13 protein-coding genes and 1 pseudogene are annotated in these 15,614 nt (G+C 55.1%); 4 read left to right on the forward strand and 10 right to left on the reverse strand.

Annotated features, from left to right (window positions below; translation table 11 throughout):
* Positions 1-232: 232 nt before the first annotated feature.
* The 6 genes from ACA053_RS21840 to acs form a co-directional block, all read right to left on the reverse strand.
* On the reverse strand, positions 233-997 hold the full coding sequence (locus tag ACA053_RS21840; protein WP_109634103.1) for an ABC transporter ATP-binding protein: 765 nt from the start codon (positions 995-997) through the stop codon (positions 233-235).
* A 27-nt stretch (positions 998-1,024) separates the two neighbouring features.
* The gene (locus ACA053_RS21845; RefSeq protein ID WP_497393676.1) at positions 1,025-2,137 is read right to left on the reverse strand and encodes a M14 family metallopeptidase; all 1,113 of its coding nucleotides are present in this window, start codon (positions 2,135-2,137) and stop codon (positions 1,025-1,027) included.
* 1 nt (position 2,138) lies between these two features.
* Positions 2,139-2,837 (reverse strand): ABC transporter permease, encoded by a 699-nt coding sequence (locus tag ACA053_RS21850; RefSeq protein WP_109634106.1) that lies wholly within the window; start codon positions 2,835-2,837, stop codon positions 2,139-2,141.
* Positions 2,834-3,523 carry an ABC transporter permease gene (locus ACA053_RS21855; protein ID WP_010457254.1) on the reverse strand — a complete coding sequence of 230 codons (690 nt, stop codon included), beginning with the start codon at positions 3,521-3,523 and terminating at the stop codon, positions 2,834-2,836. The genes ACA053_RS21850 and ACA053_RS21855 overlap by 4 nt, the downstream gene beginning before the upstream one ends.
* Before the next feature lie 91 nt (positions 3,524-3,614).
* Positions 3,615-4,388: an ABC transporter substrate-binding protein gene (locus tag ACA053_RS21860; RefSeq protein ID WP_109634107.1), complete on the reverse strand. Its 774-nt coding sequence runs from the start codon at positions 4,386-4,388 to the stop codon at positions 3,615-3,617.
* A 699-nt stretch (positions 4,389-5,087) separates the two neighbouring features.
* On the reverse strand, positions 5,088-7,043 hold the full coding sequence (gene acs / locus ACA053_RS21865; protein ID WP_109634109.1) for an acetate--CoA ligase: 1,956 nt from the start codon (positions 7,041-7,043) through the stop codon (positions 5,088-5,090).
* 461 nt (positions 7,044-7,504) lie between these two features.
* Between acs and ACA053_RS21870 the strand changes: the two genes are divergently transcribed.
* The 3 genes from ACA053_RS21870 (at position 7,505) to ACA053_RS21880 (ending at position 10,287) form a co-directional block, all read left to right on the forward strand.
* Positions 7,505-7,768 carry a DUF2790 domain-containing protein gene (locus tag ACA053_RS21870; protein ID WP_497313097.1) on the forward strand — a complete coding sequence of 88 codons (264 nt, stop codon included), beginning with the start codon at positions 7,505-7,507 and terminating at the stop codon, positions 7,766-7,768.
* Positions 7,769-8,308: 540 nt separating this feature from the next.
* Positions 8,309-9,559, forward strand: coding sequence for a ribonucleotide-diphosphate reductase subunit beta (locus ACA053_RS21875; protein WP_084322765.1), 1,251 nt, complete (start codon positions 8,309-8,311; stop codon positions 9,557-9,559).
* Between the two features lie 437 nt (positions 9,560-9,996).
* A complete protein-coding gene (locus tag ACA053_RS21880; protein WP_497393677.1) occupies positions 9,997-10,287 on the forward strand; it encodes a hypothetical protein in 291 nt (96 codons plus the stop codon).
* Positions 10,288-10,387: 100 nt separating this feature from the next.
* Here the strand turns inward: ACA053_RS21880 and ACA053_RS21885 are convergent, their stop codons facing one another.
* The 3 genes from ACA053_RS21885 to dcm all read right to left on the reverse strand — a co-directional run bounded on the left by ACA053_RS21885 (position 10,388) and on the right by dcm (position 13,853).
* Positions 10,388-11,716 carry a type II restriction endonuclease gene (locus tag ACA053_RS21885; RefSeq protein ID WP_497393678.1) on the reverse strand — a complete coding sequence of 443 codons (1,329 nt, stop codon included), beginning with the start codon at positions 11,714-11,716 and terminating at the stop codon, positions 10,388-10,390.
* 159 nt (positions 11,717-11,875) lie between these two features.
* Positions 11,876-12,358 carry a very short patch repair endonuclease gene (locus ACA053_RS21890; RefSeq protein ID WP_497393679.1) on the reverse strand — a complete coding sequence of 161 codons (483 nt, stop codon included), beginning with the start codon at positions 12,356-12,358 and terminating at the stop codon, positions 11,876-11,878.
* Positions 12,359-12,416: 58 nt separating this feature from the next.
* Positions 12,417-13,853 carry a DNA (cytosine-5-)-methyltransferase gene (gene dcm / locus ACA053_RS21895; protein WP_497393680.1) on the reverse strand — a complete coding sequence of 479 codons (1,437 nt, stop codon included), beginning with the start codon at positions 13,851-13,853 and terminating at the stop codon, positions 12,417-12,419.
* Positions 13,854-14,430: 577 nt separating this feature from the next.
* On the opposite strand from dcm, the gene ACA053_RS21900 reads away from it, so the two are divergent.
* On the forward strand, positions 14,431-14,940 hold the full coding sequence (locus ACA053_RS21900) for a BRO-N domain-containing protein (protein WP_497393681.1): 510 nt from the start codon (positions 14,431-14,433) through the stop codon (positions 14,938-14,940).
* Between the two features lie 142 nt (positions 14,941-15,082).
* Here ACA053_RS21900 and ACA053_RS21905 read toward each other — a convergent pair.
* Positions 15,083-15,362: pseudogene (locus ACA053_RS21905) on the reverse strand (avidin-fold protein).
* Between the last annotated feature and the right edge of the window lie 252 nt (positions 15,363-15,614).

Genomic DNA, 15,614 nt, shown 5'->3' on the forward strand with positions numbered 1-15,614 from the left:
AAACGAAAACAGTGATGAAGGCATGGGCCAATGCTAGCCCGTAAATGAACGCAAATCTCAAAACCGATGGAGATCAAACTGTGGGAGCTGGCCTGCCAGCGATGGCGGCGTGTCTGTGCCAGAGATGCAAACTGGCCCACCGCTATCGCTGGCAGGCCAGTTCCCACAGGAATCGGGGCCAGCCTTTAGGTTGCGAAGCATGCACTATCCCGGTGCGCAACGGGAGTTCGCTTTACTTCAGGCTGCCCGAGAGGAATTGCTGCAAACGTTCAGACTGTGGATTGACCAGCACTTCGCGCGGGTTGCCGCTTTCCTCAACGACGCCTTTGTGCAGGAACACCAACTGGTTCGACACTTCACGGGCGAAGCCCATTTCGTGAGTCACCACCACCATGGTCCGGCCTTCCAGCGCCAGGGCCTGCATGACTTTCAATACGTCGCCGACCAGTTCCGGGTCGAGTGCCGAGGTCGGTTCGTCGAACAGCATCACTTCAGGTTCCATCGCCAGCGCACGGGCAATCGCTACGCGCTGCTGCTCGCCGCCGGACATGTGGCCCGGGTAAGCATCTTTGCGGTGGGCCACGCCAACCTTGTTCAGGTAGTGCTCGGCTTTCTCGCGAGCTTCGGCCTTGGACATGCCCAGTACGTGGACCGGCGCTTCCATGATGTTTTCCAGCGCGGTCATGTGCGACCACAGGTTGAAATGCTGGAACACCATCGACAGGCGCGAACGCATGCGTTGAAGCTGTTTCGGGTCGGCCGCTTTCATCGCGCCGTCCTTGTTCGCCACCAGTTTCAGCTCTTCGTTGTTGAGCAGAATACGGCCCGCGTGCGGCTGCTCGAGCAGGTTGATGCAGCGCAGGAACGTACTTTTGCCGGAGCCACTGGAGCCGATGATGCTGATCACATCGCCAGCCGCCGCTTTCAGGGACACGCCCTTGAGCACTTCGTGACTGCCATAGCGTTTATGCAGGTCTTGGACTTCAAGTTTGTACATGCGGTCGGTTCTCACAAAAACAGTCAGTCAGTCGTTGAGCAAGCGCCCGTGACGCAGCGCTTCGCGCCCCGCCACCTTGGCCAGCCAGAAACCGGGTTGGGCATAACGTAGCCGTTCAATGGCAAACAGCACCCCGGACGTACCAGCACACACCGTGCTGACCCGATCCGATAACGGATCGATCACTTCAAAAATCTCGTCGCCGGCTTCGATCCACTCACCGGGTTTACGCAAAAAGCTGATCACGCCCGGGTGCGGCGCGAAGAGCAATTCGGTGCCTTCGAACGGCATGCCTTCGCACGCCTCTTGCGCAGGCTTCGGCCATTCGCCGCTGATCAAGCCTTGCTCGGCGAGGAACGCCAGAATGCCTTCGGCGTAAGCCTCGGCCTCTGCGCGACCGGTATCAGCCTGACCACCCAGTTCAATGGTAGTCGCCAGGCAGGCCAGTGGAATCTGCGCATCAGGAAACTGACGCGACAGGCGCAACCACGGCAGCGAGCAAGCCTCGTCAAAGGAACTGCCGCCGGAATCTTCGGCCAGCAACCCCACTTTCACGTTCAGGTGCGCGGCAAGCGAACGCCATTGCGGCCAGTGTTGCGGCAAGGCGTACATGTGCAGCGCGGCTTCGGCATCACAGTGCAAATCCAGCACCACGTCGGCGGCGCACGCATGGCTGAGCAAGATGCGCTGCATGCCTTGCAACTGGCTCGCGGCCGGCGGCAATGCGGCCAGCGCATCGCTCATGGCCTGACGGATCAGCTGAATATTGGCGTGCGGATCATCACCCAGGCGCCCTTCCACCGCGGCGGCCACTGGCGCGCTCAGCTCGACGAAATCCCGGTTGAAATTCTTGCCGCTGCCCGCTTCGAAACGCCCTTGGTGATTGCCTTGCAGCAATTGACCCAGGCCCAGTGGATTGGCCACCGGCACCAGTTCGATCACACCGTTGAGCAAGCCTTGGGCTTCGAGTTCGGCCAGACGCTTTTTCAGCTCCCAGGCCGTGCGCATGCCCGGCAATTCATCGGCGTGGAGGCTGGCCTGGATGTAGGCCTTGCGCTCGCCACTTCCGAAGCGGAACACCGAAATCTGGCGTTCGCTGCCCAGGTGGTTCCACGGCAATGAATGATCGATGCGTTCCATATCAGTGCTTCCGCGGGGCCAGATAGCCCAACCAGCGGCGCTCGGCCAGTTTGAACAGCTTCACCAGAATGAAGGTCAGGCACAGGTAGAACACACCCGCCGTGATGTACGCTTCGAACGGCAAGTAGTACTGGGCATTGACCGTGCGCGCAGCGCCGGTGATGTCGATCAGGGTCACGATGGACGCCAGACTGGTGGTCTGCAGCATCATGATCACTTCGTTGCTGTACTGCGGCAGCGCCCGGCGCAGGGCCGACGGCAACAGGATGCGCTTGTACATTTTGTAGCGCGACATGCCCATGGCCTTGGCCGCTTCGATCTCACCGTTCGGCGTGGCGCGCAGGCTGCCGGCGATGATTTCAGCGGTGTAGGCGCTGGTGTTGATCGCGAAGGCCAGGCACGCACAGAACGTCGCACTGGACAGCCACGGCCACAAAAAGCTTTCACGCACGGCTTCGAATTGCGCCAAACCGTAGTAGATCAAGAACAGCTGCACCAGCATCGGCGTGCCGCGGATCACGTAGGTGAAAAGCCAAGCGCTCATGTTAACGACAGCATTCTTCGAGACACGCATCAGGCCAAGTGGCAAAGCCGCCAGCAGGCCGAAGAACAGCGACAGCGCGAGCAATTTGAGGGTGGTCACCAGGCCGCCGAAGTACAGCGGCAAGGCCTCCCAAATGACGTTGTAGTCGAAGATCATAGATCAGCCGCCCTTACGCCTACCGAGTAGCGCTTCTCAAGGTGACGCAATGCCAGCAACGAGACACTGGTGATCACCAAGTACATCGCCGCCACTGCGAGGAAGAAGGTGAAAGGTTCGCGGGTGGCATCTGCCGCCTGCTTGGCCTTGAACATCATGTCTTGCAGACCCACCACCGAAATCAGCGCGGTGGCCTTGGTCAGTACCAGCCAGTTGTTGGTGAAGCCCGGAATCGCCAGACGAATCATCTGCGGCACCAACACCCGGAAGAACACCTGAAAACTGCTCATGCCGTACGCCATGCCGGCTTCGGCCTGACCCTTGGGGATCGCCATGAAGGCGCCACGGAAGGTTTCCGACAGGTACGCACCGAAGATGAAGCCCAGGGTGCCGATACCGGCGGCCAGCGGGTTCAGGTCGATGTAGTCGTCAAAGCCGAGCATCGGCGCGACGCGGTTGAGCAGGTCCTGACCACCGTAGAAAATCAGCAGGATCAATACCAGATCGGGAATACCGCGGATCACCGTGGAATACAGGTCGCCCAGCCAGGCCAGCCAGCGAACCGGCGACAGACGCAATGCAACGCCGATCAGACCCAGAAAGATGGCCAGGACCATGGAGGACAAGGCGAGCTGAAGCGTCAGCCATGCGCCATCGAGGATGACAGCCCCGTAGCCTTTCAACATGATTCAGGTCCTCGAATGTTGGGATGAAAAAATGGCGCAAACCTCAGAGATCCTGTTGCTTGCGCCATTTCGGACTTGTCGCCGGGACGTGTTACTTGCCGTAGATGTCGAAGGCGAAGTATTTGTCCTGGATTTGCTTGTACTTGCCGTTCTCGCGAATGGCCGCGATCGCGGTGTTGATCTTGTCTTTCAGCGCGTCGCCCTTGCGAACTGCGATACCCACGCCGTCGCCGAAGTATTTGACGTCGGTGAAGGCCGGGCCAACGAAGGCGAAACCTTTGCCGGCGTCGGTTTTCAGGAAACCGTCATCCAGCAGCGTAGCGTCTGCCACGGTGCCGTCGAGGCGGCCAGCGGCCACGTCGAGGTAGATTTCGTTCTGCGAACCGTAAGGCTTGATCTCGGCACCCAGCGGGGCCAGGACTTCGCGGGCGAAACGCTCGTGGATCGAACCACGTTGTACGCCGATATTCTTGCCCTTCAGCTCAGCCAGGCCTTCGCTGACTTGAGTGCCCGCCTTCATGACCAGGCGCGCCGGGGTGTTGTAGTACTTGTTGGTGAAGTCCACGGATTTCTTGCGGTCTTCGGTGATCGACATGGACGACAGGATCGCGTCGATCTTGCGCACTTTAAGTGCCGGGATCAGACCGTCGAACTCTTGCTCGACCCACGTGCACTTGACCTTCATCTCTTCGCACAGGGCGTTGCCGATGTCGTAGTCGAAACCAACGATGCTGCCGTCCGGTGCTTTGGAGGCGAACGGAGGGTAAGCCGCTTCGATACCGATCTTCAGAGGTTTTTCATCAGCGAAAGTCGGCAGGGAGAGCACGGACAGTGCCAGGGCGCCAAGCAGCACGAGTTTCTTCATCTTGGGACTCCATCGGTAAAGGGCTAAAACGGCAGAGTGAGCGACAGCCCAATATGCGAATGAGTGGAACCGCAAAGCGGTGCTGCGTTGTAGGAATCGCGCGCTTTTTTCAACGCGAGCCACAACGAGCGAGTGATCGGCATTCTAACGACAGGCCCGAAGCCGATATTTCTTCAATGCGACAACTAATTACAGAAGCACCGAGAAAGCCGTTTGAGCGCGTTGACAGCCCTGCAAATTCATGCAAGAGCAAAAGACAGTGAACCGATCACTGCTGCAAATTGCGGGCCTATTATTGGCAAAGCCTTCTAATCCGGCAAGCGCAGCGTCATGTCTTATTTTTTGGAAGGGCTGGAGAGGCCCGGGAATGGGGGTTGGCGTTTCCCAATGCCCCGTCTCAGGGCGCGAGGTTACACATTCAGTTACTTGAAGGGTGGCGGGTAACAGTGGGAATTGGCTTACGGATGAAGCCGATAATTATTGGGCGATGTTTATTTAGCGTCTGACAGATCGCCATCGCTAGCAGGCTAGCTCCCACAGGGGAGCTGCGCTCGGTTCAAACTGTGAATCCACTGGAGATCCCTGTGGGAGCTAGCCTGCTAGCGATGAGGCCCGAACTGTCCCACAAAAACCCCAGACATGAAAAAGCCCCACCCGGCGCAATGCCGGGCGGGGCTTCGATGACTCAGGAACGCCAGGTTAAGCGACGTTCATGATCTTGTGTTCATCAATCAAATGCTGCACCACACCTGGATCCGCCAGGGTGGAGATATCCCCCAACCCATCGTATTCGGCCGTGGCAATCTTGCGCAGAATCCGGCGCATGATCTTGCCCGAACGGGTTTTCGGCAGCCCCGGCGCCCACTGGATCACATCCGGCGAAGCAATCGGACCGATCTCCTTGCGCACCCAGTTTTTCAGTTCCAGACGCAGTTGCTCGCTAGGCTCTTCGCCACCGATCAACGTGACGTAGACATAAATGCCCTGCCCCTTGATGTCGTGCGGCACGCCAACCACGGCTGCCTCGGCGACTTTCGGGTGAGCGACCATCGCGCTTTCGATCTCAGCGGTGCCCATGCGGTGGCCGGACACGTTGAGCACGTCGTCCACGCGCCCGGTGATCCAGTAATAACCGTCTTCATCGCGACGTGCGCCGTCACCGGTGAAGTACATGCCACGGAAAGTCTTGAAGTAGGTGTCGACGAAGCGGTCATGGTCACCGTACAGCGTGCGCGCCTGGCCTGGCCACGAATCGAGAATCACCAGGTTACCCTCGGCAACGCCTTCGAGGATGTTGCCCAGGTTATCCACCAGTGCCGGTACCACGCCGAAGAACGGACGTGCCGCCGAACCCGGCTTGAGGCCGTGAGCGCCTGGCAACGGGCTCATCATGTTGCCGCCGGTTTCGGTCTGCCACCAGGTGTCGACGATCGGGCAACGGGACTGGCCGACGTTCTTGTAGTACCAATCCCACGCTTCCGGGTTGATCGGCTCACCGACCGAACCCAACAGACGCAGGCTGCTGCCATCAGCGCCTTCAACAGCGGCTTTGCCCGACGCCATCATCGCGCGGATCGCCGTGGGGGCGGTGTAGAGGATGTTGACCTTGTGCTTGTCGACGATCTTCGCCACCCGGGTGATGTCCGGATAGTTCGGCACGCCTTCGAACAGCACGGTGGTCGCGCCGTTGGCCAGTGGGCCGTAGACGATGTAAGTGTGGCCGGTGACCCAGCCGACGTCGGCGGTGCACCAATAGACTTCGCCCGGGCGGTAGTCGAACACGCGCTCGTGGGTCATGGCGGCGTACAGCAGGTAACCGCCGGTGGTGTGCTGCACGCCCTTCGGCTTGCCAGTCGAACCGGAGGTGTAAAGGATGAACAGGGCTTCTTCAGCGCCCATCTCTTTCGGCGCGCAGACACTGCCCGCCACTTTCATCAGGTCTTCGTACCAGATGTCGCGATGCTGGTTCCACTTGATGTTGCCACCGGTGCGCTTGCACACGATGACCTTCTGAATGCTGCTGGTTTCCGGGTTGGTCAGCGCGTCGTCGACGTTGGTCTTGAGCGGGATCTTCTTGCCGGCACGAATGCCTTCGTCCGCGGTGATCACCACTTTGGATTTGCAGTCGATGATGCGGCCGGCCAGGGCTTCCGGCGAGAAACCACCGAACACCACCGAGTGAATCGCGCCGATCCGGGTGCAGGCCAGCATGGCGACCACGGCTTCGGGGATCATCGGCATATAGATAGTCACCACGTCGCCGCGGTGTACATCCTGGCCGCGCAAGGCGTTGGCGAATTTGCAGACTTGTTCGTGCAGCTCGCGGTAGGTGATGTTGCGGCTTTCGGCAGGGTCATCCCCTTCCCAAATGATCGCGACTTGATCGCCGCGCTCGGCCAGATGACGGTCGAGGCAGTTGTAGGAAACGTTGAGGGTGCCGTCGGCGAACCATTTGATGTCGACATGGTGATCGTCGAAGGAGGTTTGCTTCACCGTGGTGAAAGGCTTGATCCAGTCGAGGCGCTTGGCTTGCTCGCGCCAGAATCCGTCCGGGTTGACGACGGACTGCTGGTACATGGCTTTGTAGGTTGCCTCGTCAGTCAACGTATTGGCCAGAACCTCGGGACGAACGGGATACAGAGAAGCCGCACTCATCTTTCTTACCTCGGTGGAATAGTTGTTTTTGTATGCCCCCAGTTGTAGCCGGGCCGGGCCTATAGAACCATTCGACGATGGTAGTAACAAGCCCCTACAAATTACCGTGATAAGCCCAAAACACACCTCCCCAACACACCGCAACCCCTGTAGGAGTGAGGCTTGCCCGCGAAAAACGATAACGCGGCCCACCTGAAAAACCACATCACCAAAATCGCAATCGACCGGTTAACACAACCTTATTCGAGGATTGTTACAGGATCTGTCAAAGGTGTTTATCAAAACCCCACCTATATGAATGCACCCCCCACGCCTAAAATCAGCCTCGCCAACAAGGCAACGTGATTAACCAAGTTGCAGCCCCCACGAAGGCCGTTAATCCAAGACTCTTTAATCAAGCTCCACACGCAACCCCAAAAAGGTTGCGTGACCCCATTCGACCTCTAAAAGGTAAATCTGAAATGAAAGCTTTATTAGTTATGGCCCTCAGCAGCCTGTGCGCAACCGCCATGGCAGACGAGATCCCGACTGATGTCGCACAGCAGAAACCAGCCATCGAGGAATACACTTACTCGACTCACCTGGACATCGCCAAAGTAATCTCCATGAGTGAAGTCCCCAATGTGTGCGAAGTTGTTCCGGTGAAAATGGAATACGACGACTCCCAAGGCCAACGCCACATCCTGCGTTACAGCATCATGGGTAACGGCTGCACCAACGGATGATCGTGACTGCACCGAATCGGCCCCTTTCAGTTGATCGCTGAAGGTCAATTCCAGCCCGGCTTCGTCGGGCTCAGTTGTGTTTTGAAGCGGCGAAACCCCTTGCAAACCACAAGATGTAGTGAAAAACGCCATTTTTGGCTGTTTTTTGAACAAATTCGATTCAGCGTCAAAATTAACGAAAAAAAATCTGCACCGGCCAAAGCCCTGTAATACCTCGGTTTGCTCCAAAAACCATCCCTTTCGGCCACTCCATGAGCCGATTCGCCGCACCACGCCGGCAAAAATTTCCCTATAATGCCGGCTTAAACGGGCCTGCAATATTCCCTTACAGGGACGAAAAGCCAGTCTGAAGCCCACGCCGAAGTCTTCACCGATTTCTGCGCCCATCAGAGGCTCTCGGAACCCCGTACAAAATTATGTTTATTTGCCTGCGTGTACCGCTGCAAAAAACGCTATCCAACGCGGCCAGTACGGCCGTGTGAAAAACAACCAATCAGTTTTCACACGGGCATCTGGCCCTCACGCAGGAGACGACACGTCATGCTGAGCTGGGACGAATTCGACAAAGAAGACAGCGGCGAGACCGTGGTAAAAGGCGCCAACGCCGGCCACGCGACTGAAGCCAACATGGACCGACTCGACACCGCTGGTGGTGTCGCCGCTCAAGAAGCTCGCGCCGTCACCGCGACCGACTCTGCCGCTATCGCCCGTGCCAAAGCTGCCCTGGACAACCTCGACATCGCCGAAGGCCTCGCCGAACTCGAAGGCGCCTCCGCCCGTGTCGCCGTCGACGAAAAGCGCATGATCAACTGCCGCGCCGACCTCAACCAACTCGTGCCATTCAAGTACGACTGGGCCTGGCAGAAATACCTGGACGGCTGCGCAAACCACTGGATGCCGCAAGAAGTCAACATGACCGCCGACATCGCCCTCTGGAAAGACCCGGAAGGCCTGACCGACGACGAGCGCCGCATCGTGATGCGCAACCTCGGCTTCTTCTCCACCGCCGACTCCCTGGTTGCCAACAACCTGGTCCTGGCCGTGTACCGCCTGATCACCAACCCGGAATGCCGCCAGTACATCCTGCGCCAGGCCTTCGAAGAGGCGATCCACACCCATGCCTACCAGTACTGCATCGAATCGCTGGCCATGGATGAAGGCGAGATCTTCAACATGTACCACGAGATCCCATCGGTCGCGAAAAAAGCCACCTGGGGCCTCAAATACACCCGTTCGATCTCCGATCCGAAGTTCGAAACCGGCACCGTCGAAACCGACAAAGAGCTGCTGCGCAACCTGATCGCCTACTACTGCGTTCTGGAAGGCATCTTCTTCTACTGCGGCTTCACCCAGATCCTCTCCATGGGCCGCCGCAACAAAATGACCGGCGTCGCCGAGCAGTTCCAGTACATCCTGCGCGACGAATCCATGCACCTGAACTTCGGCATCGACGTGATCAACCAGATCAAAATCGAAAACCCACACCTGTGGGATGCCGAGATGAAGGAAGAAGCTTCGCAGATGATTCTGCAAGGCACTCAGCTGGAAATCGAATACGCACGCGACACCATGCCTCGCGGCGTGTTGGGCATGAACGCGGCGATGATGGAGGACTACCTGAAGTTCATCGCTAACCGTCGTCTTTCGCAGATTGGGTTGAAAGAAGAGTATCCAGGGACGACTAACCCGTTCCCTTGGATGAGCGAGATTATGGACTTGAAGAAAGAGAAGAATTTCTTTGAGACTCGGGTTATTGAGTACCAAACCGGTGGTGCGCTTAGCTGGGATTGATTTATATGGCCCTGCTGCTCGAATGACAGCAGGGCCATAAAAACTTCAATAAGCTGCAATTCAGAAGGCAGAAACAAGAAACCCGCAGCAATCGCGCCAACGATTGCTGCGGGTCTTGACCGCACCTTTGAACAGAAGCCCAAAGGTGCGGGCCGTGACTGAAGGAACTCAAATCACGATGCATTAGGAAAATGCGCGACGTGATTATAGACAATCTTCGGACGGTTACAACGGCCTCGCGTCGGAGAATTCGTTATGAACGGATATCCGGTAGCACCGCCAGGATACAGAGCTGTTTTCTGTATGAGCTTTAAGCACTGGCGTAGCGGAAAAGACGTCTTTCGGAAAGATGGGCGTCCTTTCTGCTTCTTTGTAAAAGCCTGACCGTGCGGGACAGGCAACTGTCCCGCTCTATAATCACGTCATGAGTAACATGCATGAGACAGATCATTATTGATGCAATCAACAATCTTCAAGTGCTGAAATTCACCTACAGCGGAATTGATCGTGTAGTAGAACCACATGCAATTGGCATTTCTCGCACGGGAAAAGTATTGCTACGGTGCTTTCAGATTCTGGGAGGTCACATCACACCAGGCCACGAATGGGATCTTTGTGAACTGAGTAAAATTTCCAACCTCAGTTTCTCCGGTGATTACTTTCAGGCACCACGGCCAGGTTATCGAAAAGGCGATAGCTGTATGATCAGCATTTTTGCGCAACTTTGACCTGAAGTAGGGATAGCCGCGGGCTTCGCGGCTATTTTTTACTAATTTTTTATTGCCCCAAAATTCGCCTCAGGAAGTGTTCCCCTGACTAGCTCATGAGCTACAGCGGAAGGATCAACGAAGGACGCTTCAATCTCACCTCATTATCGAAAAATTGTCTGAATGTGATGACGTTATCGTAGCCATCGTAAGCTGACTCTTTAGCTTTTTTCAAAGACTCCGGCACAACCAAGAAAATCGAATTCCTTTCCATTTCATCGATGGCCTCACCAGACACCCGGTCATCAACAGTAGCGAGAAAAATTGCTCCAAGCGGCTTCTCCAGGGCCAATTGCTTCCATCGCTCGCGCAGTGTTGTCTTCAAGGAGACAATAATCGCATCTCCCTTCAGGTTGAGCTCCTTGACGTCAGGCAAGACGAAATCCGGGCGCCTACCACCGAAGACAGCCTGCGCTTCGTGACGAATTCGACCATCCTTGAAAAGCCTCGCTACATGATGCTCAAACGAAAGCCCAGCTCTGCTCTTTCTGGTTTGAGCCGCGCTGAGGAATATCGAGTCGAGTTCAGAGAATGCCCGAACCAGATTGCCGACAGGATCACCTCCCCCATGAAGGAGAATTCGGGCGACTTGAGCTGCACGAAAGCGAAGTTCTGCCTGCTTGTAGATGGAATATTCAATGTCCCTGCTGATGCGCATGACCGCGTCACCAGGATGGGAGACGGAGAACGGATTCATGTCGCAAAAGCCGCTCTCACTAAGCCACTTGCTCTGCGCTTTTCCCGCCAGAGTCTCTGGAGATGGAAGAGTCTGCTTCTTAATGAATTGCTCCAAGGTGCCATCCTTGATCGCCTGCGAAAGCTCGGCAATGAGCTGATCAGTTTCGGAAGCAGGCTCAGCAAGCGAAGCAGGATCGAACAGGCCAAAGTGGAAATCGGCACCCAGCTCGAATGCGGTCTCGATAATTTCCGCTTCTTCGCTTACCGAATCGACAACGATGAACCAATAGTTGGAACCAAAGCTCACTTGTTTGAGTTTTCCGATAACGAGCAACGAGGCTGGGGAAAGCGCCTGGAATTGCTCCTTGGGTATACCTGTGTGCTGCCATTCGTACCTTGGCTTTGCTTTCTCTTTATTGGTTGGATTGCGCATCGAAAAATGTTTGATCGTCGATGTCTTTATCTCGCCTGAGGCTGGCCAGAATGTTGGGTATTCGACATCGTAAATGTGCGGTTTTTCCGGGTTGGAATTTTTTAGTTTTGGAAAGAAGTCAGATTCTGCAACAAGGCGAGGGATAAAAAAGCCGTTCTGATGCCCATTCTTGGAGCTATCTGCCCAAGACGTGTCATTACGAGACAGTTTCTTGATGAAAAGACTCTCACTCTGATTGATCAAAGTGGAAATATCATTCCATTCCGGATGGAAACCCATTGTTGTTCCTTATTTCTGATATTCGGGCGAGCTACTCAGGAGGTTGGCAGCAGGGCAACAATCTGGTCGCTTGTCATCTGTCGCAGATGCAGGTGTGCTCGAAACTGCTTGAAGGTGTTTGGCAGGCGGCCGACGTCCCAGCCACAACAATTAACTTCCCTAATGTGCGGATGTACATCCTGGTTTCAACACATCCTCGTCGATCTGGAAATATTCCGATCCATTTATCAGCCAGCTAGCTATCAGGTCAACGAGCAATGGGGATTTTTCTTTTTTCATCGACCTTACAGCACATTCCCACACGATAAGAACCCTCCAACCCATTGCTTTAAGGGCGCCTTCCTGAAGGCTGGCACGAGTCTGATTTTTTCCGATTTTCTCTAACCAGAACTCAGGACGAGTTTGGGGAACCTTAAAATACCTGCATGCATGCCCATGCCAAAAACAGCCATGAATGAAGACAAGCGCACGATATTTCGGTAACACCAGATCGGGTTTGCCGGGTAGGTCTTTAACATGTACGCGGAAACGAAAGCCCCGTGCGTGCAGGGCTTTGCGGATTAGAAGTTCAGGCTTGGTATTTTTACCCTGAATTCCAGCCATCATTCTGGAGCGTGTAGCTACATCCACGACATCAGTCAAATAGCCTCCATTCCGGAGCGCTGGGCGCTCCGAAGCTGAGACCGACGCGGCTATCTCATCAAGCTGGAAGGGCGAATTCCAACTGAGGCTGCTCAGTGTCGGCCATTTTCTCTTTCGCTTTCAGGATACGGTCCTTCATCAATCGAGCAACCGCCTCAAAAACCGGGACGGCAACAGAGTTGCCAAACTGACGATAAGCCTGAGTGTCAGAAACCGGAATGATGAATGCGCTCTCGCCAGGCTTATCAAATCCCATCAAACGTGAACACTCATGAGGCGTCAATCGACGAGGCCGATTAATCTGGTTCAGTTCGCTATTGAAATCCAGAGTTTCGACAAAGCCTCGGTCAACAAGGATTTCAGAGCCGTCCTTGTGGTACCTCGCTGACAACGTACGTGCCACGTCATTAGCCCGAGTCAACCCAAAACCGAAGCCATTACCTTTCTCGCGATGCTTCGCAGCATAGCGATACAGGTAATCCCAGAGCTTTGGCGTCAGGATGTATTTGCTGTCTACTTCTTTATCGAGCAAATCGCCAAACGTAGGTTTTTGCTTCGGGAAGTGCTTGTTGATTTCACTTAACGTGAATCCTTGGTGAACATTCAAGTCACGACGAAAACCTACAAGCACGATCCGTTCACGATGCTGCGGCACGAAGTGCTTGGCATCGATGACCTTGGGGTCTGAACCCTTCGGCGCATTGACATCTGCAACCTCATAGCCCAATTCATCCAGCGCTTCGCAAATGATCCGGAACGTATTGCCCTTGTCATGGCTTTTCAGGTTTTTCACGTTTTCAAGCAGGAATGCGGCTGGTCGCTTCGCGGCAATGATCCGGGCAACGTCGAAGAACAGAGTGCCTTGAGTCTCACACTCGAAACCGTGTTTACGCCCCAAGGAGTTCTTCTTGGAAACACCTGCAAGGGAGAATGGCTGGCACGGAAAACCTGCTAGCAGGACATCGTGATCAGGAATCTTGCGTCTTATGTTCTCGTAGGCTTCTTCGTCGCTGATTTCAGGTTTGTCTGAAAGCGTGACCGAGCGAATATCGAGATTGAAGCTATGGCTAACCGGATCACAGAAATGGTTCGCCTTGTAGGTTTTGACCGCGTACTTATTCCACTCGGATGTGAATAGACATTCGCCACCGATGGCTTCAAAACCTTTTCTGATGCCCCCGATGCCGGCAAAAAGATCGATGAAGGTAAAGGAAGGTTTGTGATTCAACCGTTTGGGCAGCAGGGCTTCCAGGCGAGTGAATTCAATATGGGAAAGCTTCGGCGAAGCCTTGCCTTTGACCCAGCGATTGATCGTTTCACGGCACCAATGGGTTGGGCTGACATCGTTGAGAATCTCGGCGAGCTGACCTTGATCGTAAATCTCAAGCAGCTTGTGCAACAGGGCAAGGTCAGTCACAGGATGAGTATCCCGTTCATAGGAGCCCGAAGTCGTTTTGCTCAAAGATTCAAACGATGGCGTTTCAAAAAGATTCATGAGCCCGAAATTCCTCTGGGTCAAAGCTGTGACGAATGGTCACCATTCTAGCCCCGTAAACCTCAAAGTAAATGAAATTTCTTCGGATCCGTGACATAGGCTTACCAACACGGATTCGGGTAAGAATAAAAATTAACAGCGACCAAATACTGGATATAAACACAGCATAATTTACTCTCAGCCTTTGTCCAGATTTCGTTTTTGTTTCTTGATAGGTAGGAAAAGTCGCTGGTTGACGATTCCCCCTGATCAACCTAACCTCGCTTCCGAGCCTAAGAAACTCTACAAACCAGAGCGGTCATCCGCACCCGATAGTCATGCGGCTTTTTTTCGTCTGCGGTTTCTCTACGCCTGCGAGAAAATCCCCGTTATGTCGGGAGTGGGCGAATACAAGACCCGAAAGGGGAATATGTCCGGCCCGTCTCTGGTGGGTTTCTTAGCTCCCGACACCCATAACGAAATGCCCTAAGAAAGCAGCCAGAGGTAAAGGAAATGCCTGACTATCCAACCTTCATGATGAGGGTGAATTGCCGCCCCCATAGATCCAGCCTCGCGCATCCGCTCCGAGAGGTACGCAATGTCTGAATCACTCGACACCACCCTTTTCACTCGACACAACGTTCACCTGCATGCCCTTCTTGTCGAGAACCAAGCTTGGTTCTGCGCGCATGATCTGGGGCGGTTGATGGGCAAGCATCTCGATGAGCGCATGACGCGCAAGCTTGATGGGGATCAGCGGCAAATGATGCTTGTCAATGTATACGGCGCGCCGAAAGAGAGCCTGATGGTAAGTGAGTCAGGTGTGTATGCGCTTTTGATTTATCACTACTGCCCTGAGTATCGAGTTCTGCGTGAATGGCTGACGCATCAGGTTGTGCCTACGCTTCGTGATGCACGGCCATCACAGATGGTGGAGCGTCCCACGCTGAGCGTACTGGATTGGCCGAAGATGTCGCTCTGCATGCTGCATTGGCAGGATGAGCCGTGGATTCGACTGCGGGATATGCCGTGCGTGTTGGCGGAGAATTCTTTCAACCAGCATGAACCCTGGTGGCGTAAGGCTTCACGGTTGGTGCGCGGATTCTGAATGCTCAAATTCATCAAACGACCCGCTGTTTGAGTTTTCAAGCAGCGGATTTTTCTGTGCTTATCGGCGAATTCTGAATCGCTACTCCACAACCTCCACATAACTCGCCCCCTCCAACACCCTCCGCACCCGACAACCAACCTCATGCAAACGCCAGCGTCGCCCGCCCTGCTTCATCCCCCCAACCGTGCCACGCGACCAGCCGGCCAGAATTTGCCCCTCGTAGGTGATGCAGTGAAAAAGCAGGTTGATGGTATCGGGGCCGGCCACGCGGCCTACTTGGTGGCCCGTGCGGATTCGGCCGCATTGATAAGTGCTTGAAATTGCGTTGCCGACCTAGCAGGGAAGAACGTGCCTGCACCAGAGAGTCCCTGGGTGTTGCCTGCTACGGTAAAGCGGAGGTTGTACAGGCGTTCGGTGATTGGGGAGTGGGGGCTGCACGGAGGGTTTAGTTCCTATATTTGACGTGCTCCATTCTGGTCTTCAATGACTTGCATGTGAATGATGAGGCATCTGTCGCCCAAAAGGCTCGTGTCAGGCGTGGGATATTGCGTCGATTTTTGGGAATCGCGAACAGACTCGCCCACACATATATGGACGTCTGCGAGCAGCGAAAAAGGCAATTTGCTACTATATTCGGGTTCTAAGTGACAGGTGCCACATTCGAAGGCTAT

Source organism: Pseudomonas sp. LBUM1672, assembly GCF_059695655.1.